Source organism: Comamonas sp. HJ-2 (genome assembly GCF_053615495.1).
The window spans coordinates 14005-38209 of the sequence record NZ_JBSIFD010000016.1; the positions used below are offsets into that span (position 1 = coordinate 14005).

Consider the following 24205-nt stretch of genomic DNA (forward strand, 5'->3'; position numbering starts at 1 on the left):
GCCTCAAACCCACAACCTCCGCAATCAGTCTTAAAAACGCTTGGCAATGGTGCCGACGGAAACCTGGTTGCGGGCAAGGAACTACATGTCTGAATCTTTTGCCGCCCTTTTTGAAGAGTCGTTGACACGCACCGAAATGCGTCCTGGCGAAGTTATCACCGCTGAAGTCGTGCGCGTTGAGCACAACTTCGTGGTGGTGAACGCCGGCCTGAAGTCGGAAGCCTACGTGCCCCTCGACGAGTTCAAGAACGACCAGGGCGAAGTCGAAGTCCAAGTGGGTGACTTCGTGTCCGTGGCCATCGGCTCCATCGAAAACGGCTACGGCGACACCATCCTGTCCCGTGACACCGCCAAGCGTCTGGCTTCCTGGCTGTCGCTGGAAAAGGCTCTGGAATCCGGCGAATTCGTGACCGGCACCACTTCCGGCAAGGTCAAGGGCGGCCTGACCGTTCTGGTCAACGGCATCCGCGCTTTCCTGCCCGGTTCGCTGATCGACACACGTCCCATCAAGGACCTGACCCCCTACGAAAACAAGACCCTGGAATTCAAGGTCATCAAGCTGGATCGCAAGCGCAACAACGTGGTGCTGTCGCGCCGCGCTGTGGTGGAAGCCTCCATGGGCGAAGAGCGCGCCAAGCTGATGGAAACCCTGAAGGAAGGCGCTATCGTTCAGGGCGTGGTCAAGAACATCACCGAATACGGTGCGTTCGTGGACCTGGGCGGTATCGACGGCCTGCTGCACATCACCGACATGGCATGGCGCCGTGTGCGTCACCCCTCCGAAGTGGTGACTGCCGGCCAGGAAATCACTGCCAAGATCCTGAAGTTCGACACCGAAAAGAACCGCGTGTCCCTGGGTCTGAAGCAAATGGGCGACGATCCCTGGATGGGCGTGGCTCGCCGCTACCCCTCCGCCACCCGTCTGTTCGGCAAGGTCACCAACATTGCTGACTACGGCGCATTCGTGGAACTGGAACCCGGCATCGAAGGCCTGGTGCACGTTTCCGAAATGGACTGGACCAACAAGAACATCGCTCCCACCAAGCTCGTGTCCCTGGGCGACGAAGTGGAAGTCATGGTTCTGGAAATCGACGAAGACAAGCGTCGCATTTCCCTGGGCATGAAGCAGTGCAAGGCTAACCCCTGGCAAGAATTCGCCCAGAACACCAAGCGCGGCGACCGCGTGAAGGGCCCCATCAAGTCCATCACCGACTTCGGCGTGTTCGTGGGTCTGGCTGCCGGTATCGACGGCCTGGTGCACCTGTCTGACCTGTCGTGGAACGAAGCCGGCGAAGCCGCTGTTCGCAACTACAAGAAGGGTCAAGAAGTCGAAGCCATCGTGCTGGCCGTGGACGTTGAGCGCGAGCGCATCTCCCTGGGCATCAAGCAGCTGGACAGCGATCCCTTCACGACCTTCGTGACCGTGAACGACAAGGGCCAGGTTGTGACCGGCAAGGTCAAGACCGTGGACGCCAAGGGCGCTGAAATCGACCTGGGTGAAGACATCATCGGCTACCTGCGCGCTTCCGAAATCTCGCAAGACCGCGTGGAAGATGCTCGTTCCGTCCTGAAGGAAGGCGACGAAGTGACGGCCGTGGTGGTGAACGTGGATCGCAAGAGCCGCAACATCCAGCTGTCCATCAAGCAAAAGGATCACGCTGAACAGCAAGTCGCCATGGCTTCCCTGTCGGCTCAGTCCTCCAAGGAAAACGCTGGTACCACCAGCCTGGGCGCTCTGCTGCGCGCCAAGCTGGACGCTGACAAGTAAATCTTGCATCAGCCGGTCAGCCAGCTCGCCTGACTGACCGCCAAGCGTCAAAGACAACGGGCGCCCTGTGCGCCCGTTGTTGTTTCAACCTAGAGCCTCCGTCACCCGATGACCCGATCCGATCTCGTCGAAGAACTTGCCGCCCAATTTGGCCAACTCAACCAACGTGATGCCGAGCAGGCCGTCAAATTCATTCTGGATGCCGTCAGCGATGCCCTGGTGCGCGGTCACCGTATTGAAATTCGCGGCTTTGGCAGCTTTGCCATCAATCACCGCCAGCCCCGCATAGGCCGCAACCCCCGCTCCGGCGAGTCCGTTCAGGTTCCTTCCAAGCGCGTGCCTCATTTCAAGCCAGGCAAGGCCTTGCGCGAAGCCGTGGACAATCTCAAGGCCGAAGACTCCGCTGCCCAGCAGCCGCAGATCGCCTGAAGTCCATGGGCACCGTCAGCCACATCAGGGCTGACCACGCCATCCGTTTGCCAGTCCGAGCATAGGCTGGCCTAAAATCTTCCCGTCACACAAGGCGCATAAAGGGAAGCATGAAATACCTGCTGTGGCTGCTCAAGGCAGCCATTTTTTTCACTCTGTTCGCATTCGCACTCAACAACCAGCAAGACGCCACCGTGCATTTTTTCTTTGGCACGGCATGGACGGCACCTCTGGTGCTGGTGGTTCTGGCTGCTTTCGCACTGGGCCTTTTTGTCGGAGTGCTGGGCATGGTGCCACGCTGGCTCAAGCATCGCAGCGCAGCGCGCGAGGCACAGGCCACTCAACAGGCACCGAACGCCGCAACCAGCGCCACCAGTGCAGCACCTGCGGTGAAGGAACAGAACTCTTCTTCGATCATTGCGCCGGGCGACGTGCATGGAATTTAATCTGACTTGGATTTTGCTGGGCCTGCCTGCAGCCTTTGTGCTGGGCTGGCTGGCCTCCCGCTGGGATTTGCGCCAGGTGCGTGCCGACAACCGCCAGGCTCCCAAGGCGTACTTCAAAGGCCTGAACTTTCTACTCAACGAGCAGCAGGACAAGGCCATCGATGCCTTTATCGAGGCCGTGCAGAACGACCCCGACACCACCGAACTGCACTTTGCACTGGGCAATCTGTTTCGCCGCCGCGGCGAATACAACCGAGCAGTGCGCGTCCACGAGCATCTGCTCAGCCGCGCCGACCTCACCCGCCCCGACCGGGACCGTGCCCAGCATGCACTGGCACAGGACTTTCTCAAGGCCGGCCTGCTGGACCGCGCCGAGGAGGCTCTGAACCGCCTGGAAGGCACGCAGTACGAAGGCGAGGCACGCCTGGCGCTGCTGGCCATTTACGAGCGCTCGCGCGACTGGGCCCAGGCAGCGGCCATCGTGCGCAAGATGCAGGCTGCGGGCCAAGGGGACTTCAGCACCCGGCTGGCCCACTATCTTTGCGAAGACGCGCAATCTCAGGTCGCCCATGGTCAGCTCGACAAGGCGTTTGCGCAGCTGCAACAGGCCCTGGAGACTGCGCCGCAAGCTCCGCGTCCCCGACTGGAGCTGGCCCAGCTCCAGCATCGACAGGGCCGGTCCGCACAGGCTTTGTCAAGTCTTCAGGCCCTGGCACAGAACAGCCCCGCAGCCCTGCCCCTGGCGGCCAGCCTGCTTGTGGAAGTGGCCGAGGCAACGGGCGCGCTCGCCGAGGCTCGCGATCTGCTGCTCAAGCACTATGAGCAGGCACCCTCGCTGGATCTGCTGCAGGCACTGGTCGCAGTCGATCAGAAAAGCGGAGATGCAGGAGCCCCCGGCCGCCAGCTCCTGGTGCAACACCTGGAGCATGAGTCTTCCCTGGTGGCTGCCGCCCAATGGCTGGAAGGCGAGACCCTGACCGAAGAGCAGTACCATGCCACCGTGCAGAAGGCGCTGAACCACGCCACCAAGCCCCTGACCCGCTACCGCTGTGCGGCCTGCGGCTTTGAAGCCCGCACCCATTTCTGGCATTGCCCCGGCTGCCAGAGCTGGGACAGCTACCCGGCACGCAGGGTCGAAGAGCTGTAAAGCACTTCCCGAAGAAAAAGAGCGCCCAGGGCGCTCTTTTTCAATGCATGCAGCCGGCCCCTCTAATGGCCACCCCACTCATCGGCCGGCATATCCTGCTTGCCGATCAGCCAGGGCAGGCGCGAGGACACTCCGACCAGAACCCCCACGGCCCAGAACAGGGCAGAGACACCGACCACGGTGCCCAGCGAACCGAACAGCACCGGCATCAGCACGCTGGAGCCATTGATGGCCATCATGCGCAATCCCAGCGCCTCACCATGGCGCTCGGGCGGGGTGATCTGATGAATCATGCTCATCACCATGGGCTGCACCGACCCCAGCACCACGCCCAGCAAGACTGAACAGGCACCCATGGTCCAGGCTCCTGGCATGAAGGGATAGGCGATGAACAGCGCGCAAGCGGCAACCATGGCCCCCAGCACCACTTGCGATTCGGCCATATGGCGCGTGATGATGGGCATCAGCATGCGGATCACGGCTGCAGCAATCGCAAAGGCGCCCAGGATGCTGCCTATCACCGAGGCAGGAAGTCCGCGTTCATGCCCCAGAATGGGTACGACAAAGGTGTGCACGTCCCAGCAAGAGGAAAGCGCCCAGTTCAACAGCAACAGGCGCCTGAAGCCCCGGTTCTGCACCAGGTCCCAGGCCGTTGCCTTCTGGTTCGCACTCTCGGTCTGCAGTGCGGGCAGCTCCTGTACCGTTCTCGCCCAGAACCAGGCCGCCAGAGGCATCAGGGTCAGCAGCAAAAACGCCGCCCTGAAGCCCGTGGTGCTGGCCGCTTCGCCGCCGGCGTAGTCGATCAGCAACCCGGCCGCGAAAGGCCCCAAAAAATTGGAGATGGCCGGCCCGATCGCCAGCCAGCTGAAGACCTTGCGCAACTCGTCCTTGTTGTGTGCCATGCGCCCCACATGGCGCTGCAGGGCGATGAGTGCCATGCCGGCGGCGCCGCCCGTCAGCAAAGCGCTCAGGCATAGCACCGGATAAATCGGGAACAGCACGGCCACCCCCGCTCCGGAACAGGCGGCCGCCACGCTGATGATGAGCGGGCGCTTGAGCCCGTGACGGTCCGCATAGCGCCCCGCGGGCAGGGACAGAAACACCTGGGTCAGTGCGAACAGCGCCAGCAGCATGCCGACCGCAGCCGCGCTATAGCCCTCCTTGAGCGCCAAAAGCGGCGTGGCCATGCGCATTCCGGTCATGGTGCCGTGAATACAGACTTGCGCGAGGATCAGGCGCAGCAGGGCCGCATTCATTCTTCATCCTCGCTGGCGGTCTGATCGCCTCCAGACGAGGTGGCCGGAAACAGGGGCTGCTCCTGCCCTGCTTCATTCGGCAGCTCCTGCACATTGCGCAAATGGCGCTGAATGGCGCGCGTGCGCACACCCACCTGATCGAACTTGCGCGCAGCGGCATCGATGGACTTGCGCGTGGCCTCCACCACCTCGCCGAACTTGCCGAACTCGGTCTTGACCTGTCCGAGCACGCCCCAGACTTCGGAGGAGCGCTTCTCGATCGCCAGCGTCTTGAAGCCCATCTGCAGGCTGCTGAGCATGGCGGCCAGATTCGCGGGACCGGTAATCACGATGCGATGCTCGTTCTGCAGGGCCTCGACCAGGCCCGGACGTCGTAGCACTTCGGCGAACAGGCCCTCGGTGGGCAGATACATGACGGCAAAGTCCGTGGTGTGCGGCGGTGCGATGTACTTGCTGGCAATCTTTTTGGCTTCGCCGCGAATCGATGTCTCGAAGGCATTGCCTGCAGCGGCAATTGCCACCCTGTCGGCACTGTCCTGGGCATCCTGCAGGCGCTGATAATGCTCGACTGGATATTTGGCGTCGATGGGCAGCCAGACGGGCTGCTCGTCGTTGCGGCCCGGCAGCCGGATGGCGAACTCGACCAGCTCATCACTGCCAGGCACGGTCTTGACGTTTCTCGCGTACTGCTCGGGCGTGAGCACATTGTCGATGATGCTGCCCAGTTGCAGCTCGCCCCAGGTGCCGCGCGACTTCACATTGGTCATCACGCGCTTCAGATCGCCTACGCTGCCCGCCAGAGTCTGCATCTCGCCCAGCCCCTTGTGCACCTGCTCCAGCCGATCGCTGACCAGCTTGAAGGACTCGCCCAGACGCTGCTCCAGCGTGGCATGCAGCTTCTCGTCGACAGTGCGGCGCATCTCGTCGAGCTTGAGGGAGTTTTCACTCTGAATCGTGGCCAGTCGCTCGTTGAGCGTTGCGCGCAGTTGCTCCGCCGTGGTCTGCTGGCCCTGTGCCAGCGCAGCCAGTTGCTGGCTCACCGCATCCTGCAACACGGCAAACTGATGACGCAGTTGCTCGCCATTGCTTCCCAGCTGATCCTTGAGCGCAGCCCCCATATTGGTACTCATATGCGTGAGCTGCTGCTGGATGTCGCCCTTGAGCGAGTCCAGCGTGCCGCGCGTCGTCTCGGCCAGGGCCTCGAAGCGCTGCTGGACATGGACTGCCTGCTCTGCACTGCTTTGGGCCAGTGCCGCACGGGCTTGCTGGCTGTCGCCCGTCAGCCGCTGCGCAAGCTGGGAAACGTCTTCACGAAAGGATGCCAGCGCCGCCGCCTGCTCGCGCCGTGCGGCCAGTGCATCTTGCTGGGCCTGGGCCAACTGGGTCTGTACATGCTGGGTGACACGGTCCAGGGCTCCATCGCTCTTGGCCACCGTCATCTGGGTACTCTGGCTGCTGCGCTCCAGCTGCTGCAGCCTGACATCCAGCGCCTGCAATCCCTGCAGCAGCTGGGCTTGCAACCTCATCGCATCAGGGCCCAGAGCAAGTTCCGTCTGACGGCGCAGCCCCTGCAGCCACCACAGCAGCACCAGAAGCAGGCCCACCATCAATACGGCCAGCGCCGCCAACCCAAGCCACCACGTAGTCACTGTCTTGCCACGCCTTTCGCACTCTTTTTCATAGCTGCAAGCGCTTATCAGCAAATCGCTACAGACCTATTCATTGAATTTCCGCCCTGGGCATTGCAGACTGAAGTTTGCAAGCACTAGCGCGCAGGCAAATTATCAGTCCTCAGAGCCACGAAAAATTCAATGCGATCAAAAGTGCTGCGTCCGATTGCAGCCTTGGTGACAGCGAGGCTGCAATCGGTTGACGCAAGAATCAGGCGTCGGGGCCCACTTGCTGGGCAATGGCCATGGCGAACTTGCCGCCGCCCACAGACCAGTCGGAATAGTCGTTTTCGTGCGTGAAGATGAACACATCGCTGGGTGCGACGTCCGCATCTTTTTCCAGATTGGCGGCGATGTTGGCATACAGCGCGCGCTTCATGGCATCGCTGCGCCCACGGCGCATGGTGATCTCGACCACGACCACGCGGTCCGAGCGCTTGTAGCCGTTGAAAGTGCGGCTGAAGAAGAACTTCTGCTCGTCATATTCCTCAACCATGTTGAACAGCTCATCGGCGGGCATGCCGATGCCGTCGATCAGGGCCTGATGAATACCGTTGACGATGGCCTGGCGCTGGGCGGGCGTGGTGTCCTTGTGGACGCTGGTGCGGATAAAAGGCATTGCTGTCTCGCTTGATATAAAAAAGCCCGCCGTGCGCACAGACGCCAAGCGGGCAGAAATTATCAAAGCCGACAACGCACTCAGAGCACGTATTCGCCCTCAAACTGATATGACGTGATACGGCCTAATCGCGGCATCAGGCCAGCTGATTGACGGGCGTCAGCGGCCCCTTGCCAGCAAAGAACGAGATCAGGTTGTCAGCCGCCAGCCCCGCCATGGCCGTACGCGTACCCTTGGTGGCGCTGGCGATATGAGGTGTCAGCACCACATTGGGCACGGTCAGCAGATCGGGATGCACGACAGGCTCACCCTCGAACACGTCCAGCCCCGCTGCGGCAATGCGCTTATCCTTGAGTGCCTGGGCCAGAGCCGCATCATCGACGATGCCGCCGCGCGCAATATTGATCAGCGTGGCCGTGGGCTTCATCTGCGCAATTTCTGCCGCGCCTATGGTGTGGCGGTTTTCGGGGGTGAACGGCAGCACCAACATCAGATGGTCTGCACGTTCGAGCAGCTCCTGCTTGCCGACATAACTGGCCTTGCACTCGGCTTCCAGCGCAGCATCCAGACGCGAGCGGTTGTGATAGAGCACCTCCATGCCAAAGCCGTAAGCCGCACGGCGTGCAATGGCCTGACCGATGCGGCCCATGCCCAGGATGCCCAGCGTGCTGCCATGCACCTCGGCACCGGCAAACAGGTCGTAATGCCAGTCCTTCCAGAGCCCGGCACGCAGATAGTGCTCGCTCTCGGCAATGCGGCGCGCCGTGGCCATCAGCAGGGCAAAGCCGAAATCAGCCGTTGTCTCGGTCAGCACATCGGGGGCATTCGTGCCCTGCACGCCCGCGGCCGTCATCGCAGGCACATCGAAATTGTTGTAGCCCACCGCCATATTGGCCACGATCTTGAGCTGCGGGCAGGCGGCAAGCAGCTCGGCATCGATGCGCTGCGAACCCGTGGTCAGCACGCCATCCTTGCCCTGCAACTGCTGTGCCAGCTCTGCCGGAGACCAGACCACATCCTCCTGATTGGACTGCACTTCAAAATGCTGCTGCAACCGCTGCACCACCTCGGGTGAAATGGCGCGGGCAATCAAGATACGGGGCTTTTGACTCATCGCGTTGTCTCCTCATTCATCTTTTTAGAACATATCAGCTCGCCCGGCACAGCCCGAGCTATCAAGCAAGAACCGTCCCGCAGCAATGATGTCGTCCCCCTCAAGGGGAGAGCCATCACCTAAACCAAATCCAGGTAATCAAAACCAGCAGAGGTACCAGCACGCAGACCGACCAGAGCATATAGCCGAAAAAGCCCGGCATCTTCACGCCGCGATCTTCGGCAATCGCCTTGACCATGAGATTGGGCGCATTGCCAATGTATGTGTTCGCTCCCATGAACACGGCACCGGCAGAAATGGCTGTCAGCGTCAGCGCCATCTCGGTCATGAGGTGAGCGGGGTCGCCACCGGCGGTATTGAAGAACACCAGATAAGTCGGAGCGTTGTCGAGGAAGGAAGACAGCAGACCCGTGGCCCAGAAATACATGGCCGGGTTGGGCGTGCCATCGGCATTGGTGACTGCGCGCACCACGGCACCGAACGGGCCATCGACACCTGCCTTGAGCATGGCGATGACGGGAATGATGGTCAGGAAAATACCTGCAAACAGCTTGGCCACTTCCTGCATGGGACCCCAGCCGAACTCATTGGCCTGATGCACACGGGCGGGTGTGAGTTTGAGCGAAAGCAGCACCACGGCAAGCAAACCCAGATCACGCACCAAACCGGGCAGGCCCACATGAGTCCCGGCGATCTCTATACCCGCAGGAGTGCGCCAGATGCCGCTGACCAGCACCAGAGCCACCACCACCATCAGCAGCACAAAGTTCACGCGGCCTTCAAAGCCCAGGCGGCTTTGAGCCCCGGTCACATCCATGCTGGGCGTGGGATCGGGCAGATCGGTCTCGCCCTTTTGCCCCATCAGCTTGTGATCTATCACATAGAAGATGGCCAGCAGCGCCAGCGTGAGGAACAGCATAGGGCCCCAGATATGGCTCACCGTCCAGAAGAAGTCCACCCCCTTCAGAAAGCCCAGGAACAGCGGCGGATCTCCGAGCGGCGTCAACGCCCCCCCGGCATTGGAGACGATGAAGATGAAAAACACCACCACATGAGCCTGATGACGGCGGTTGTCGTTGGCGCGCAGCAAGGGGCGTATCAGCAGCATCGAAGCCCCGGTCGTGCCCATGAAGCTGGCCAGCACTGCTCCAATGGCCAGGATGGCGGTATTCAACCCCGGCGAACCACGCAGATTGCCGCGCACATAGATGCCTCCGGCCACCGTGTACAAGGCGGTCAGCAGGATCACGAATGGCAGATACTCGGCCAGCAAGGCATGCACCAGATTCACGCCCGCCGCGCCCAGACCGTAGACCAGCGCAAAAGGCAGCAGGAAGGCCAGCGCCCAGCCGGCAGTGACCTTGCCGAAATGGTGATGCCAGAATTGCGGAAGCAGCAGCGGCAGCAGCGCAATGGACAGCAGCATGCCCACAAACGGCAGGCCCCAGGCCACGGACATGGCTGCGCCGTCAATGTCTGCGGCCTGCGCGGTGGCCGCTGCCAGCGTCAGCAGCGCGGCCGCCGCGGCTTTCATAAAAGATTTGCTGTTCAAACGCCCATCCTCTCTGCTCTTTGCCCTGCAACAGGCATAACTCCCGCCAATGATTCTTTGATTTCTATGCCGGCGAAACCGGCTCCGGCGGCGCAATGCTGAACACCTGGCGCAGATAGGCCAGGTATTTTTCATCGTCACACATGCTCTTGCCCGGTGTGTCCGATAGCTTTGCCACGGGCTGGCCGTTGCAGCGCGTCATCTTGATCACGATCTGCAATGGCACATGCTCGGGGGGATTTCCCAAATCGTTGGTCAGATTGGTGCCGATGCCGAACGCCAGCTGGCAGCGACCGTTGAAGCGCTCGAACAGCCCGATGGTTTTGGGGATGGTCAACCCGTCGCTGAAGATCAGCACCTTGCTCAACGGATCGATCTTGTTGGCCTTGTAATGTGCTATCAGGCGCTCTCCCCAGTCAAACGGGTCGCCGCTGTCATGACGCGCACCGTCAAAAAGCTTGCAGAAGTACAGATCGAAATCACGCAGAAAGGCCGACATGCCATAGACGTCGGACAGCGCAATCCCCAGATCGCCCCGGTACTCGCGCGCCCAGGACTCGAAGCCGAAGATCTGGCTGTCGCGCAGGCGCGGGCCCAGCGACTGGCAGGCCTGCAGATATTCATGGGCCAAGGTGCCCAGCGGGATCAGGCCCAGCTTCATCGCATACAGCACATTGCTGGTGCCCGCCAGTTGCCCCCTGCGCTGGCCGTTAACGCGCGCCGCCCCCGAATGACCCAGCCTGGCGCAAAGCACCCGCAGCACCTCTTCATGCCAGGCCCTGGAAAAGCGCCTGCGGGTGCCGTAATCGGCAATCTTGAGCGACTCAAGGCCAGGCGCCTGCAGCAGCTCGATCTTCTCGTCCAGGCGCTTGCGTCCTTCCAGAAAGCTGGGTACGGGCTGGGTATTGCGGAAATACACCTCGTTGACGATGGCCAGCACTGGAATCTCGAACAGGATGGTGTGCAGCCAAGGGCCCTGGATGGTGATGTCGATCTCGCCGCTGGCCAGGGGCGTGACCGTGATGTATTTGTCGTTGAGCTGGAACAGGCTCAGGAAATCGACAAAATCGCTCTTGATGAAGCGCAGCGAACTCAGATAGGCCAGCTCGGCATCTTGAAAGCGCAGCTTGCACAGAGAGCGGATTTCTTCACGAATTTCATTGACGTACGGAGCCAGTTGCACGCCAGGGTTTCGGCATTTGAAGCGGTACTCCACCTGCGCGCCCGGAAACTGATGCAGCACCACCTGCATCATCGTGAATTTGTACAGGTCGGTGTCTAGCAGACTGGTGATGATCATGGACGACGGTGGGCCTGACGGTCCGTTCAGTCATGGAACAAGGCTGGCTCAAATACAGGCTGCGCCAGCCTCAACAGAGACTGACGAGTGTAGGCTATTCCACACCCTGCACCGTACTCACGGCCCCTAAGCGCTTCTTGCAGATGCGGGCTTCGGATTTGCCGCCAGATATATCAATCGGATCAGAATCAAACCTTTGATACACATACGCAAGAAGCTATCGTTTTTGCTATTCACCAGCAGGCTCTGCACGAAGCAGTGACTGTAGCGCCGCCCGCAAGGGCTCGGGCAAAGGCACAGGCCGGCGCGTCTGCCTGTCGACATAGACATGCACAAAATGCCCGGCAGCAGCCGACTGGCTCGCACCCCTGGCAAACAGACCCACTTCATAGCGCACGCTGGAGCTACCCAGATGGGCCACGCGAATACCCGCTTCCACGGCTTGGGGGAAAGCCAACGAGGCAAAGTAATTGCACTGGGTCTCTATCACCAGGCCAATCGTCTGCCCATCATGAATATCCAACGCGCCCTGCTCTATCAGATACGCATTGACCGCGGTATCAAACCAGCTGTAGTAGATGACGTTGTTCACATGACCGTAAACATCGTTGTCCGACCAGCGGGTGCTGATTTCACGAAACACGGGATAGGAGTCGCGCGCCTGCGGCTGGGCGCGCAAAGGTTTGCCATGAGATAACGATGCAGTCATGCAGTCATTTTGCAGAGCTGCCCCGGCGCCGCCAGCACCACCGCGACAGGGCTTGCAGGTTGTCACTCATCAACGCATGACGCACCGCACAAAGAAAACACGCTACTTCAATTTTTGTCAGTTATCAGACATAACAAAGTCTTTTAAAAATCAGATACTTATCAAAAACAAAGAGTCATTAATTTTTTTGCTGCAGCGCAACAAATTAAAGCTTGCATTGCCACAAATTCTCTTTCACAATGCACCCATGCTGCACTGCAACATACGGCTGGCAAAGATAGCGGTCATGTCAGGGCAGACGTTTCCTCCGGTCCGATCCCTTTGTTAGATCCGTAATTTTGGAGAATTGCCATGAGCCTGACCCCTGACCAAATCCTGAGCGCACAAAAAGCCCACTTCGAGACACTGTTCGGCCTGACCAGCAAAGCTTTCGAAGGCGTGGAAAAGCTGGTGGAACTGAACGTCACCGCCTCGCGCGCCGCACTGGCCGAAGCTGCCCAGCACACCCAGGCCGTGCTCAGCGTCAAGGACGCCCAGGAACTGCTGACTCTGCAAGCAGGCCTGTTCCAGCCGCTGGCCGAGAAAACCGCTTCCTACAGCCGCCACCTGTACGACATCGCCAGCAACACTGCCGGCGAATTCAACAAGACGCTGGAAGCCCAGTCCACCGAAGCTCGCAAGAACTTCAATGCCCTGCTGGACAACACGACCAAGAATGCTCCTGCCGGTTCCGAATCCGCTGTTGCCATGGTCAAGAGCGCAGTCTCTGCCGCCAACAACGCCTTCGAATCCGTGCAAAAGGCGGTGAAGCAAGCCTCCGACATGGCCGAAGCCAATTTCAACGCTGCCACCAAGACAGCAACTGAAGCTGTCAAGGCCACGACCGCCGCCAAGCGTTAAGAACATGGTTATTGACATGCTTGGCAAAGACTAGGGTTTACCCTATAATCACCAGCATGTCAGGTCAGCGTACATTGAATCAGATGCTGACCTTGCGCAAGTTGTCTCCTTGGATCCTCCTGAAACCCCCGTTTCATGGATCCCTTCAAAGCCCAATCTTCCCGATTGGGCTTTTTTTTATGCGCGCTTTCCTCAGGTCGCCAGTTCCTTCACTCTGTGCATAATTGACGTTTACGTCAACGTCAACAGACATCGAACAAGGAGACAGTTCATGCAGATTCAGGATCGCGTATTCATCGTGACCGGTGGCGCTTCAGGCTTGGGCGAAGGTACGGCGCGCATGCTGGCCGCCAACGGCGGCAAGGTCGTGATTGCCGACATGAATGCAGAGCGCGGCGAGGCCGTAGCCAGTGAGATCGGCGGCGTCTATCTGCGCTGCGATGTCAGCAATGAGGCCGATGGTCAGGCCGTGGTCGCCAAGGCCACCAGCCTGGGCAAACTCGCCGGCCTGATCAACTGCGCTGGTATTGCACCGGCCGAGAAGACCGTAGGCAAGAGCGGCCCGCACAGCCTGGCCGTCTATACCAAGACCATCATGGTCAACCTGGTCGGCACCTTCAACATGATTCGCCTGGCAGCGGATGCCATGAGCAAGAATGAGCCAGAGCCTACCGGCGAGCGCGGTGTGCTGATTTCTACCGCCAGCGTCGCAGCTTATGACGGCCAGATCGGTCAGGCCGCCTACTCAGCCTCCAAGGGCGGCGTGGTCGGCATGACGCTACCCATTGCTCGCGACCTGGCTCGCAGCGGTATTCGCAATATGACGATTGCTCCCGGCATCTTCGGCACCCCCATGCTGTTCACCATGCCGCAGGAAGTTCAGGATGCACTGGCCGCCAGCGTGCCCTTCCCCAGTCGCCTGGGCAAACCCGAGGACTACGCCAAGCTGGTCAAGCAGATCCTGGAAAACGACATGCTCAATGGTGAAGTCATCCGCCTGGACGGCGCCATTCGCATGGCCCCGAAATAATGGGTAAATCAAAGGCCTTGCCGCAAGGCCTTTTCTCGGGATCCCGGGCAAAGAAAAAGCCGCAATCAATTGCTTGATTGCGGCTTTTTGAATCTGGCGGAGTGGACGGGACTCGAACCCGCGACCCCCGGCGTGACAGGCCGGTATTCTAACCAACTGAACTACCACTCCTGGCAGGAAGCTTTGCTACATATCATGTAGCTACAAGCGCTTCAAACTTGGCGACCCTACGGGGATTCGAACCCCGGTACTCACCGTGAAAGGGTGATGTCCTAGGCCTCTAGACGATAGGGTCATAACCTAGAATCTTTGCTTTCGCACCGATTAAAAAAGCGCCTTCTGAAAATAAAGGCGCTTTTTTAATCAAGCGACTAGCCAAACTGGCGGAGTGGACGGGACTTGAACCCGCGACCCCCGGCGTGACAGGCCGGTATTCTAACCAACTGAACTACCACTCCTGGCAGGAAGCTTTGCTACATATCATGTAGCTACAAGCGCTTCAAACTTGGCGACCCTACGGGGATTCGAACCCCGGTACTCACCGTGAAAGGGTGATGTCCTAGGCCTCTAGACGATAGGGTCAATTCCTAGAACGATTCGAGTCTTGCGACTCGCCGTCATTAATTTTGGTGGAGGTAAACGGGATCGAACCGATGACCTCTTGCATGCCATGCAAGCGCTCTCCCAGCTGAGCTATACCCCCAAAAACTCTCTGCAAGACAACCTTTTAATCAGTCGCGTTTTGCAGAGACTCGAATTATAGACAGGTTTTTAGCGATTTTTCAAACGCGCGATAACTTTTTCACGTCCGAGCAATTCCAGCACCGCATCGACCGAGGGAGTATGGGCCGTGCCCACGGTCAGAACACGTACGGGCATGGCCAGCACGGGCATCTTCACGCCCTGCGCCTTGAGCAGCTCCTTGATCGCAGCCGCAATGGCTTCCTTGGTCCATTCCACGTTTTCCACCACGGCAGCAAATGCATCCAGCACGGGGTTGGCCGCCTCGGTTACATGTTTGGCGTAGTCTTCCGCATTGCGCTCCACGCTGTCCACATAGAAGACCTTGGCCCAGTTGGCCAGATCCACCAAGGTCTCGCAACGGTCCTTGAACAAGGCAGCAATGCGCACCAGACGGTCATCGGCATCGATCAGGCTCTCGGCCACACCCGCCTTGACGACAAAAGGCTTGACCAACTGGGCCAGCTCGGCGTCGTCCATGGCCTTCAGATGCTGGGCATTGACCCAGCGCAGCTTGGCTTCGTCAAACTGGCCGGCACTGCGGCCCAGGTGATCCAGGTTGAACCACTCCAGGAACTGGGCGCGACTGAAGATTTCGTCGTCGCCGTGGCTCCAGCCCAGACGCGCCAGATAGTTCACCATGGCATCGGGCAGATAGCCTTCATCGCGGTACTGGGTCACGGCCTTGGCACCGTTGCGCTTGCTCATCTTTTCACCTTGCTCGTTGAGCACGGTGGGCAGGTGGGCAAAGGTAGGCACGGTGGCACCCAGCGCTTCAAAGATGTGGATCTGGCGCGGCGTGTTGTTCACATGGTCGTCGCCACGGATGACATGGGTGATGTTCATGTCCATGTCGTCCACGCAGACGCAGAAGTTGTACGTGGGCGTGCCGTCGGGTCGGGCAATCACCAGATCGTCGAGCTCGGAGTTCTGGAACTCGATACGGCCCTTGCACTTGTCCTCCCAGCCCACCACACCGGTTTGCGGAGTCTTGAAGCGCAGCACGGGCTTCACGCCTTCGGGAATCGCGGGCAGGACCTTGCCCTCCTCGGGACGCCATGTGCCGTCGTAGCGCGGCTTTTCCTTGGCAGCCATCTGCTTTTCACGCAGCGCGTCCAGCTCCTCCATGCTCATATAGCAGGGGTAGACATAGCCTTTTTCCTGCAAGGTCGCCAGCACCTGCTTGTAGCGATCCATGCGCTGCATCTGGTAGAACGGACCTTCATCGTGATCCAGTTGCAGCCATTCCATGCCTTCCAGGATCACGTCCACGGAAGCCTGGGTGGAGCGCTCCAGATCGGTGTCCTCGATGCGCAGCACGAAGTCGCCGCCATTGGCGCGCGCAAACGCCCAGGGATAGAGGGCCGAACGAATATTGCCCAGATGGATGAAACCCGTGGGCGAAGGGGCAAAGCGGGTGCGAATTTTGTTGTTTGTCATATCAGAAATCCTTGTACGACATTCCCCGCGCCAAGGCTGCGGCGCTTGATACGCACGCAGTCTCGGCCAGAGATGCCGAGCAAGAGCCGCCTCGCAGCGCAGGCATAGTCCCCCAGAAAGGGGAAGGCGCGAAGCGACTCAGGGAGTGTTTCACAGCGTATCCAGTCCGCGAGCCAAGTCGACCTTGAGGTCTTCCAGATGCTCAAGACCCACGGAAATACGAATCAGACCCTGACCCACGCCGGCAGCCTGACGCTGGTCCTCGGTCAGACGACCATGCGAGGTGCTGGCCGGATGGGTGATGGTGGTCTTCACATCACCGAGGTTGGCCGTAATCGAGCACAGACGCGTGCTGTCCACGACATGGAAGGCATTGGCACGCAGTTGCTCGGCACCCTCGCCCACCACATCGAAGGCCAGCACCGCACCGCCCATGCCATTTTGCTGGCGCATGGCCAGCTCGTGCTGAGGATGGCTCTTGAGGCCCGGGTAGTACACACGCGCCACCTTGGGATGGGCTTCCAGCCAGGCGGCAAACTCCAGCGCTGCTGCGCTTTGCGCCTTGACGCGCAAAGCCAGGGTTTCCAGACCCTTCATCACCGTCCAGGCATTGTAGGGAGCGATGTTCAGACCGCCGCTGCGCAAGAAAGTGCCCATGACCTTGTCCACGAGGGCAATGGTGCCGCAAACCGCACCGGCCATGACGCGGCCCTGGCCGTCGAGGAACTTGGTGCCCGAGTGCACGACGAGGTCGGCGCCGAACTTCACGGGCTGCTGCAGCACGGGAGTGGCGAAGCTGTTGTCTACGGCCAGCAGCGCGTTGTTGGCGTGCGCCAGCTCGGCCAGTGCGGCGATGTCGCAAAGATCGGTCAGCGGGTTGGTGGGCGTCTCGGCAAAAAGCATGCGCGTGTTGGGCTTGATGGCCGCCTTCCAGGCTTCGATATCGGTCTGCGAGACAAACGTGGTTTCCACGCCGAAGCGTGCCATCTCGGTTCCCAGCAGCTTGATGGTGGAGCCGAACATGGACTGCGAGCAGATCACATGATCGCCCGTCTTGAGCGCCGTCAGCGCCACCAGCAAGATGGCCGACATGCCGGTGGAGGTCGCTACCGCACATTCCGTGCCTTCCATGGCCGCCAGACGCTTTTCAAAGCTGGTGACCGTGGGGTTGCCAGTGCGGCTGTAGGTGAAGCCCGGCTCTTCATTGGCAAAGCGGCGCGCTGCGGTCGCCGCATCGGGCTGCACAAAGCTGCTGGTCATGTACAGGGCTTCGCAATGCTCGCCCCACTGACTGCGCTCGACCGCTTCGCGCACGGCCAGAGTTTCAGGATGCAAACCTTCGGGTAATGTCTTGTTGGTCACAATCGTCAAATCCAGATGGTTGGTACCGGTCATGAGTCCGCTGCAGACCGCCAATCAGGCCCGCACGCATGCTGCTCTACCAGCTTGACCGGCGGCACTCGCCGTGCCGGTCTTTGAATATGCTTTGCTCGCACATCATGAAATTTGAGTCATATCAGGCTCAAACCCTTAATGAGCATACGTCAAAAGCTCACTTTTAAAGAGCATACCGACCGCACAGCTCTGCCATTGTCCTCCCGAATGAAAAGGGTTGCCTAAGCAACCCTTTCCGACTCGGTCATTCGCTGCGCTTTAACGCCAGCGCTCAGCTTTCCTGAGCATTCGGCAGGGACAGGCGCGAAGTGTCTTCGCTCTCCTCTTCGCTGCCGCGGTTGCGGCCTTCGTTGAGCGCCGTCACCTCTTCATCGGAGATATCACCGGTGATGTAGATGCCGTCGAAACACGAGGCCTCGAAACCGCTTACCTGGGCATTGATCTTGCCCACGGCCTGCTTCATGGCTTCCACGTCCTGATAGATCAGCGCGTCGCAGCCGATGACCTGGCGAATTTCCTCGACCGTGCGGCCGTGGGCCACCAGCTCGGAGCGCGTGGGCATATCGATGCCGTACACATTGGGGTGACGCACGGGGGGCGCAGCGGAGGCCAGATACACCTTGTTGGCACCTGCATCGCGCGCCATCTGCACGATTTCCTTGGAGGTGGTGCCGCGCACGATGGAGTCATCGACCAACAGCACATTGCGGCCCTTGAACTCGCTGCTGATGGCGTTGAGCTTCTGGCGCACCGACTTCTTGCGAGCGCCCTGACCCGGCATGATGAAGGTACGGCCCACATAGCGGTTCTTCACAAAACCTTCGCGATAGGGCTTGCCCAGCAACTGTGCCAATTGCATGGCGCTGGGGCGGCTCGATTCGGGAATGGGAATCACCGCATCGATTTCATTGGGCGGCACCATGGAGATCACGCGCTTGGCCAGCGTTTCACCCATGTTCAAACGAGCCTGATAGACCGAAATGCCATCCATGGTGGAGTCGGGACGTGCCAGATACACATACTCGAACACGCAGGGATTGAGCTGGGTCTTTTCAGCGCATTGCTGGCTCTCGACGCGGCCGTCGTTGTGCACGAAGATCGCTTCGCCGGGAGCAATGTCGCGCTCGAACTGATGGGTCGTACCTTCCAGCGCCACGGACTCGCTGGCCAGCATGATGGTGCCATCATTGCCGCGCCCCATGCACAGCGGACGAATGCCGAAGGGATCGCGGAAGGCCAGCAGGCCGTAGCCGGCGATCAGCGCGATCACGGCGTAGGAGCCCTTGATGCGCTTGTGCACCGCACGCACGGCCTTGAAGATTTCCTCGCTCTGCAGCGGAGCGCCGCTGGAGGCGCGGCCGATCTCGTGCGCCAGCACGTTGAGCAGGACCTCGGAGTCGCTTTCGGTGTTGGTGTGGCGATGGTCGGTATCCGCCAGTTCGCGGCGCAGTTGCTTGGCATTGGTGAGGTTGCCGTTGTGCACCATGACGATGCCGAAGGGCGCATTCACGTAGAAGGGCTGAGCCTCTTCCTCGCTGGAGGCATTGCCCGCCGTGGGATAACGCACCTGACCCAGACCCACATCACCGGGCAGAGCACGCATATTGCGGGTGCGGAACACATCCTTCACCATGCCCTTGGCCTTGTGCATGAAGAACTTGCGTTCCTGCTGGGTCACGATGCCGGCTGCATCCTGCCCACGGTGCTGCAGCAGCAGCAAAGCGTCATAAATCAGCTGATTCACGGGTGTGGTGCTCACCACACCAACGATTCCACACATAGTTGCGTTCCATCTGTTCGCGAAAGTCGCCCTTCGCCACACTCGCCTGCTTCGCCACCCATTGGCTAGCCTGCGCTTTGATATCCGGCATGGCGGATCACGCCAACACCAAACTCTCGTCAGCACCCACTGCGTTTTACAGCAAGCACCTTAGCCACTTTCAACCCTTAGGTAAATTGCGGCAAAAAACTTCGCTTCAAGAGGAAGCCTTGGGCAGATACTGCCCCCACTCCTCTGGCAGAGCCGGCAGCACCCAGCCCAGCGCCTCGGTCAACCAGGGCGCCAGCATCGAGTCCTGCCACCACAAGGCCTTGTGCAGCGGCGTGTACTGGATCACCAGAGCCAGCACCAGCAGCAGCAGGCCACCACGCAAGACACCGAACAATGCGCCCAGGGTGCGATCCACAGGTCTCAGACCCACGGCTTCAATCAACTGCTTGGACAGCCAGGAGATCACTCCCCAGGCAAACATGGACCCCACCAGCAGCAGCACAAAGCCCGCCGCATAACGCAGCTGCATGTCCCAGCCATCCAGCGGCAGCCACACCGCCACCTCTTGCGCCCAGGTCCGCGCGACCATGAAGGCTACCAGCCAGCCCAGCAAGGACAGGACTTCATAGACCAGACCGCGCCAGGCCCCTAGCAACAAGGAGCCCAGCACAACGACCACAAAAATCCAGTCCAGCGTGCTCATCAATCAAACCGTTGCCGGAAAACCGGTCTCAAGCCTTGAACACCGATGCCGGCAAACCCAGTGCCTTGGCTCTGGCGGCAGCCTTCTCGGCTTCTTCGCGGCTCTTGAAAGGCCCCATGCGAACACGTGTGCGCTTGCCGTCCTTGGTATCCACGGTCTGGGTAAAGGCTCCGGCCCCCAGCTTGCCCTTGATTTCATTGGCCTTGCCGACTTCGGCAAAGGCGCCGATCTGAACGATAAAGCGCTCGTTAGTCGCTGCAGCCTCCTTGGCCGGTGCTGCTTCCGAGGTACTGCGCCCCTCCAGCAATGCACGGGCACGAGCGGCCTCGTCCACCTTGGGCGCCTCCGGCTTGTGCTTGGGCTCGGGTTTGGCTTCCGGCTTCTTGATCTCGGGCTTGACCTCTGGCTTGACCTCGGCCTTGGGTTTTTCAGGCTTCGGTTCCGGCTTGCGCTCGGGCTTTACTTCCGGCTTGGGCTCCGGCTTGGGCTGAGGTTTGACCTCTGGTTTGGGCTCGGGCTTGACCTGAGATGCCACCGCGGCGGCAGTGCCGACGGCAGCCGCAGTGACTGCAGCCCCGACCACCGGCGCAGCAGGCGCCACAGCGGCCGCCGCAGGAGCTGCAGGCCTGGCCGAAGGCGCAAGCACTTCTTCGCCATCATCCAGAGAAGCATTGGCAGCAACACGCCCTGACGGTGCAGCCGTCTGGCTCGCCACCTGAGTGCCAGGCACGACCTCGGGAGCCGAGTTGGCCTGATCGGGAATTTCAATCGGAATATTGACCGGAATGGGACGTGGCTGCGTATCGAACAGCAGCGGGAAGCCCACCACACCGATCAGCACCAGCACGGCCGCCCCGATGAGGCGATGACGTGCGCGGCGGCGCATGGCTTCCACGCTTTCGCCCTGGGCCAAGCGGCTGGGGCGCTTGGCTCCGGCCACGGACTCGGCTTCGTCTTTTTTGCCAGGCCAACGGAAATTGAAAAATGCCATGAGTGAGGACTTGTTGAGGTCTGCCACCCGACAAAAGCCGGGGCGGCAGGCCGCTGACTCAGTGAGCCAGGTGTTTGGCGTTCAGACGAGGCGTGCCGTTTTGCAACACTCCGCCCACAGTGAAGAACGATCCAAAGACCACGATTCTATCAGCCGCCTCCGTTGCCGCGACTGCGGCATCCAGGGCCTGCTGGGGATTGGCAAAGGTCTGCATGCTCACATCTTTGCGGATCACGCCCTGGGCCTGCAACTGCTGCAGCTTGGCCTTGAGGTTTTCTGCCGAATCCGCACGCGGCGTCGGCAGATCGGTGAAATACCAGCGATCAACCAGCGGACCCACCTTGGTGAGCATGGGCTCCCAGTCCTTGTCGGCCATGGCACCGAATACGGCATGCGTGATCGGAAAGTAACCCATGGCATCGAGATTCGCCGTGAGCGCCGCCACCGAGTGCGGGTTGTGCGCCACATCCAGCACCAGCGTAGGCTGGCCGGGAACGATCTGGAAGCGACCGGGAAGCTCCACCATGGACAAGCCCGTGCGCACGGCCTGCGCCGTCACAGGCAGCTTGCCGCGAATGGCTTCATAGGCGGCCAGCACGCCGGAAGCGTTCATCAGCTGATTGGCGCCGCGCAGCGCCGGATAGGCCAGCCCCGCATAGCGGCGGCCACGGCCGGCCCAGCCCCATTGCTGCTTGTCGCCGTCGTAGTTGAAATCCTTGCCGAAGCGCCAGAGGTCGGCACCGATTTCGGCCGCGTGATCGATCACGCTTTGCGGCGGCACGGGGTCGCTGACGATGACGGGACGACCGGCACGCATGATGCCGGCTTTTTCGCGGCCAATGCTTTCGCGATCGGGGCCCAACAGTTCCATGTGATCGAGATCGATGCTGGTGATGATGGCGCAGTCGGCATCGATGATGTTGGTGGCATCGAGCCGGCCTCCCAGACCCACTTCCAGAATCGCCACATCCAGCCTGGACAGACTCATCAGGCGCAATATCGCCAGCGTGGTGAACTCGAAGTAAGTGAGTGCAACCTCTTTGCCATCCTTGACCCTGGCCTGCTCCACCGCTTCAAAATGCGGGATCAGCTCCTCGGCCTTGACGATCTCGCCGCCCACACGGCAGCGCTCTTCAAAATGAACCAGATGCGGCGAGGTATAGACACCGGGGCGATAGCCGGACTGCAGGGCCACGGCCTCCAGCATGGCGCAGGTCGAACCCTTGCCATTGGTGCCGGCCACCGTGATGACGGGGCAGTCGAATTGCAGGCCCATGCGCTGTGCGACTTCACGCACGCGATCCAGACCCAGGGCGATGTTCTGGGGATGCAGGCGCTCGCAATAAGCCAGCCAGGCATCCAAGGTGGGGAATATGGTGTGCATACTGGGCGCTATTGTCGCCCACTGTCAGAGGCCCTATGGCTGCCGGCACTTGGCAAATGCGTTACATCTGACTCCAACCGTTTCACCGCTACCGAACACCATGAGCAAGATCACCACCGTCTACGGCATCCCCAATTGCGACACCGTCAAGAAAGCACGCAGCTGGCTCAGTGAGCAAGGTATTACTTACCAATTCCACGACTTCAAGAAACAAGGCGTTCCCGCCGAGCGTCTGCCCCAGTGGATGCAGGCTCTGGGCTGGGAAAAGCTGCTCAACCGCCAGGGCACGACCTGGCGCAAGCTCGATGACGCGACAAAGGCCTCTGCCGTGGATGCGCCCAGTGCCGCCGCCGTGATGCAGGAGCACGCCAGCACCATCAAGCGACCCGTGGTGGAATGGGCCGATGGGAAAATCACCGTTGGTTTCAAGGCCGATGAATGGGATACGCTGCAAAACACATAAGCAACCGCTCACATTTACACATGGCTTTACCTAGTTTTACGGTGCCGAGTGCTTGAATTTACGCAGATCCCCTAAACTTTTCGGTGATCTGATGCGTTAAAGCTTCAGAGACAGGAGAGATGTTGATGAAAACTCTGGCAGTTTTGACTTTGACCGCCGTGGCCGCCACCGGGGCCTATGCCCAGGAGCGCGGTCGCGTGCTGTCCTCGACCCCCATCACCCAGCAGGTCGCCGTGCCGCAGCAGGTCTGCAGCGACCAGCCGGTGGCGGTCGCACCTCGCCCCACCGGTGCGGGTGCCGTGGTCGGAGCCATTGCCGGCGGCCTGATAGGCAATGCCATCGGTGGCGGCGGCGGCCGTGCCGCGGCCACGGCAGCCGGCGTGGTCGGCGGTGCCATGCTCGGCAATCAGGCCGAAGCCTCGGGCCCGGTGCAGTACCAGAACATGCGCCAGTGCAGCACGCAGACCTTCTACCAGAACCGTACCGTGGGCTACAACGTGACCTATGAGTACAACGGTCGCAACTACACCACGCAGACCGCCAACCCGCCCGGCCAATGGATTGCGCTGAATGTGCAGCCCGTGGCCAACGACCCGGTCTACAGCAACGACGGCTACTACAGCACCCAGACGCCTCCTCAGGGCGCCTACAGCACCAGCTATCCGCAGAACTACGACAGCGGCTATTACGCCCCTCAGCCCGTGGCGCCCACCTACTCGGTAGGCTCGACCTACTCGGCGTCCGACTATGTGGCGCCGCTGCTGATCGGCGCAGCCATTGGTGCGGGCGCCTATTACGCCACCCGCCCCCATTACTACCGACCCGGCTACCGTCCGGGCTGGCACGGTGGCCACGGCGGCCATGGCTGGCGCCGCTGATCCCAGCCGATCCGGCCTTGCGAACCGCTCAGGAGCCCCGTCACGGGGCTCTTGTTTTTCCTGCCTTTGCCGGGCATTCGCGCAGGTGCAAATCCCGTGGCCTAAAATCAATGCTTTTGATCTTCGACCACGCACAGCGTACCTCTTCCATGACCACCGAAACCATCGCAGGCGTCAGCCTCACCACCAAGGCCAATGTTTACTTTGACGGCAAGTGCGTCAGCCACAGCTTCACGCTGGCCGACGGCACCAAGAAGTCGGTGGGCGTGGTGCTGCCTGCAACGCTGACCTTTGGCACCGCAGCCGCAGAAATCATGGAATGCGTGGGCGGCTCCTGCGAATACAAGCTCGACGGCAGCGACGAGTGGAAGAAGTCCTCGGCCGGCGAGAGCTTCCAGATTCCCGCGAACTCCAAGTTCGACATCCGCGTGACCGAGGCTTACCACTACATCTGCCACTACGCGTAATCCGCGCCTGGCCCGGCGTCGGGCCAGACCCG

General features: G+C 60.5%; 23 protein-coding genes and 5 tRNA genes. 9 read left to right on the top strand and 19 right to left on the bottom strand.

All coding sequences use genetic code 11. The features are described 5' to 3' along the window. Nucleotides 1-85 precede the first annotated feature (85 nt). The 4 genes from rpsA (at nucleotide 86) to lapB (ending at nucleotide 3790) form a co-directional block, all read left to right on the top strand. Complete coding sequence (gene rpsA / locus ACWGXF_RS14350; protein WP_003057144.1) at nucleotides 86-1768, top strand: 30S ribosomal protein S1; 1683 nt, start codon at nucleotides 86-88, stop codon at nucleotides 1766-1768. A 108-nt stretch (nucleotides 1769-1876) separates the two neighbouring features. Beyond that, the gene (locus tag ACWGXF_RS14355; RefSeq protein ID WP_452102056.1) at nucleotides 1877-2197 is read left to right on the top strand and encodes an integration host factor subunit beta; all 321 of its coding nucleotides are present in this window, start codon (nucleotides 1877-1879) and stop codon (nucleotides 2195-2197) included. A gap of 110 nt (nucleotides 2198-2307) precedes the next feature. Then, nucleotides 2308-2643, top strand: a complete 336-nt coding sequence (locus ACWGXF_RS14360) for a LapA family protein (RefSeq protein ID WP_256630041.1) — start codon at nucleotides 2308-2310, stop codon at nucleotides 2641-2643. Further along, nucleotides 2633-3790 carry a lipopolysaccharide assembly protein LapB gene (lapB, locus tag ACWGXF_RS14365; RefSeq protein WP_054075785.1) on the top strand — a complete coding sequence of 386 codons (1158 nt, stop codon included), beginning with the start codon at nucleotides 2633-2635 and terminating at the stop codon, nucleotides 3788-3790. The genes ACWGXF_RS14360 and lapB overlap by 11 nt, the downstream gene beginning before the upstream one ends. A 62-nt stretch (nucleotides 3791-3852) precedes the next feature. Here the strand turns inward: lapB and ACWGXF_RS14370 are convergent, their stop codons facing one another. The 7 genes from ACWGXF_RS14370 to ACWGXF_RS14400 form a co-directional block, all read right to left on the bottom strand. Beyond that, nucleotides 3853-5046 carry an MFS transporter gene (locus tag ACWGXF_RS14370; protein WP_054075784.1) on the bottom strand — a complete coding sequence of 398 codons (1194 nt, stop codon included), beginning with the start codon at nucleotides 5044-5046 and terminating at the stop codon, nucleotides 3853-3855. After that, on the bottom strand, nucleotides 5043-6653 hold the full coding sequence (rmuC, locus tag ACWGXF_RS14375) for a DNA recombination protein RmuC (RefSeq protein WP_034362702.1): 1611 nt from the start codon (nucleotides 6651-6653) through the stop codon (nucleotides 5043-5045). The genes ACWGXF_RS14370 and rmuC overlap by 4 nt, the downstream gene beginning before the upstream one ends. Before the next feature lie 274 nt (nucleotides 6654-6927). Further along, nucleotides 6928-7335, bottom strand: coding sequence for a tautomerase family protein (locus ACWGXF_RS14380; protein ID WP_012837593.1), 408 nt, complete (start codon nucleotides 7333-7335; stop codon nucleotides 6928-6930). Nucleotides 7336-7471: 136 nt separating this feature from the next. Beyond that, on the bottom strand, nucleotides 7472-8449 hold the full coding sequence (locus ACWGXF_RS14385) for a 2-hydroxyacid dehydrogenase (protein ID WP_054075782.1): 978 nt from the start codon (nucleotides 8447-8449) through the stop codon (nucleotides 7472-7474). A gap of 115 nt (nucleotides 8450-8564) precedes the next feature. Beyond that, nucleotides 8565-9983 (bottom strand): sodium:proton antiporter, encoded by a 1419-nt coding sequence (locus ACWGXF_RS14390; RefSeq protein ID WP_012837591.1) that lies wholly within the window; start codon nucleotides 9981-9983, stop codon nucleotides 8565-8567. A gap of 82 nt (nucleotides 9984-10065) precedes the next feature. Beyond that, a complete protein-coding gene (gene pncB, locus ACWGXF_RS14395) occupies nucleotides 10066-11301 on the bottom strand; it encodes a nicotinate phosphoribosyltransferase (RefSeq protein ID WP_256630039.1) in 1236 nt (411 codons plus the stop codon). 229 nt (nucleotides 11302-11530) lie between these two features. Next, on the bottom strand, nucleotides 11531-12010 hold the full coding sequence (locus tag ACWGXF_RS14400; RefSeq protein WP_012837589.1) for an acyl-CoA thioesterase: 480 nt from the start codon (nucleotides 12008-12010) through the stop codon (nucleotides 11531-11533). 351 nt (nucleotides 12011-12361) lie between these two features. Here ACWGXF_RS14400 and ACWGXF_RS14405 point away from each other — a divergent pair, with 351 nt between their 5' ends. Both ACWGXF_RS14405 and ACWGXF_RS14410 read left to right on the top strand, forming a co-directional pair. Beyond that, entirely contained in the window at nucleotides 12362-12910 is a 549-nt protein-coding gene (locus ACWGXF_RS14405; protein ID WP_003067688.1) for a phasin family protein, read from the top strand. A gap of 271 nt (nucleotides 12911-13181) precedes the next feature. Further along, nucleotides 13182-13940 carry a 3-hydroxyacyl-CoA dehydrogenase gene (locus ACWGXF_RS14410; protein WP_003057163.1) on the top strand — a complete coding sequence of 253 codons (759 nt, stop codon included), beginning with the start codon at nucleotides 13182-13184 and terminating at the stop codon, nucleotides 13938-13940. A gap of 94 nt (nucleotides 13941-14034) precedes the next feature. On the opposite strand, the gene ACWGXF_RS14415 is transcribed toward ACWGXF_RS14410, so the two are convergent. From ACWGXF_RS14415 to folC, 12 genes are all read right to left on the bottom strand, one after another. Then, nucleotides 14035-14111, bottom strand: a tRNA-Asp gene (locus tag ACWGXF_RS14415). Nucleotides 14112-14159: 48 nt separating this feature from the next. Further along, nucleotides 14160-14235, bottom strand: a tRNA-Glu gene (locus ACWGXF_RS14420). A gap of 86 nt (nucleotides 14236-14321) precedes the next feature. Then, nucleotides 14322-14398, bottom strand: a tRNA-Asp gene (locus tag ACWGXF_RS14425). A gap of 48 nt (nucleotides 14399-14446) precedes the next feature. Further along, a tRNA-Glu gene (locus ACWGXF_RS14430) sits at nucleotides 14447-14522 on the bottom strand. Between the two features lie 45 nt (nucleotides 14523-14567). Then, nucleotides 14568-14643: transfer RNA gene (locus tag ACWGXF_RS14435), tRNA-Ala, on the bottom strand. Nucleotides 14644-14711: 68 nt separating this feature from the next. Next, nucleotides 14712-16121, bottom strand: coding sequence for a glutamate--tRNA ligase (gltX, locus tag ACWGXF_RS14440; protein WP_256630037.1), 1410 nt, complete (start codon nucleotides 16119-16121; stop codon nucleotides 14712-14714). 150 nt (nucleotides 16122-16271) lie between these two features. Then, complete coding sequence (locus ACWGXF_RS14445; protein WP_003061097.1) at nucleotides 16272-17483, bottom strand: O-succinylhomoserine sulfhydrylase; 1212 nt, start codon at nucleotides 17481-17483, stop codon at nucleotides 16272-16274. A gap of 304 nt (nucleotides 17484-17787) precedes the next feature. Further along, complete coding sequence (gene purF, locus ACWGXF_RS14450; RefSeq protein WP_003061095.1) at nucleotides 17788-19296, bottom strand: amidophosphoribosyltransferase; 1509 nt, start codon at nucleotides 19294-19296, stop codon at nucleotides 17788-17790. Then, entirely contained in the window at nucleotides 19241-19387 is a 147-nt protein-coding gene (locus ACWGXF_RS14455; protein WP_003057184.1) for a hypothetical protein, read from the bottom strand. The genes purF and ACWGXF_RS14455 overlap by 56 nt, the downstream gene beginning before the upstream one ends. 105 nt (nucleotides 19388-19492) lie before the next feature. Next, on the bottom strand, nucleotides 19493-19990 hold the full coding sequence (locus tag ACWGXF_RS14460) for a CvpA family protein (RefSeq protein WP_003061092.1): 498 nt from the start codon (nucleotides 19988-19990) through the stop codon (nucleotides 19493-19495). Nucleotides 19991-20018: 28 nt separating this feature from the next. Beyond that, nucleotides 20019-20981 carry an SPOR domain-containing protein gene (locus ACWGXF_RS14465; RefSeq protein WP_003061090.1) on the bottom strand — a complete coding sequence of 321 codons (963 nt, stop codon included), beginning with the start codon at nucleotides 20979-20981 and terminating at the stop codon, nucleotides 20019-20021. Between the two features lie 58 nt (nucleotides 20982-21039). After that, nucleotides 21040-22365, bottom strand: coding sequence for a bifunctional tetrahydrofolate synthase/dihydrofolate synthase (gene folC / locus ACWGXF_RS14470; protein ID WP_012837578.1), 1326 nt, complete (start codon nucleotides 22363-22365; stop codon nucleotides 21040-21042). 100 nt (nucleotides 22366-22465) lie between these two features. Between folC and ACWGXF_RS14475 the strand changes: the two genes are divergently transcribed. The 3 genes from ACWGXF_RS14475 (at nucleotide 22466) to ppnP (ending at nucleotide 24173) form a co-directional block, all read left to right on the top strand. Continuing rightward, nucleotides 22466-22828: an ArsC family reductase gene (locus tag ACWGXF_RS14475; RefSeq protein ID WP_003061086.1), complete on the top strand. Its 363-nt coding sequence runs from the start codon at nucleotides 22466-22468 to the stop codon at nucleotides 22826-22828. A 125-nt stretch (nucleotides 22829-22953) separates the two neighbouring features. After that, nucleotides 22954-23706 (top strand): glycine zipper 2TM domain-containing protein, encoded by a 753-nt coding sequence (locus ACWGXF_RS14480; protein ID WP_012837577.1) that lies wholly within the window; start codon nucleotides 22954-22956, stop codon nucleotides 23704-23706. A gap of 149 nt (nucleotides 23707-23855) precedes the next feature. After that, a complete protein-coding gene (gene ppnP, locus ACWGXF_RS14485; RefSeq protein WP_003057202.1) occupies nucleotides 23856-24173 on the top strand; it encodes a pyrimidine/purine nucleoside phosphorylase in 318 nt (105 codons plus the stop codon). Nucleotides 24174-24205 lie beyond the last annotated feature (32 nt).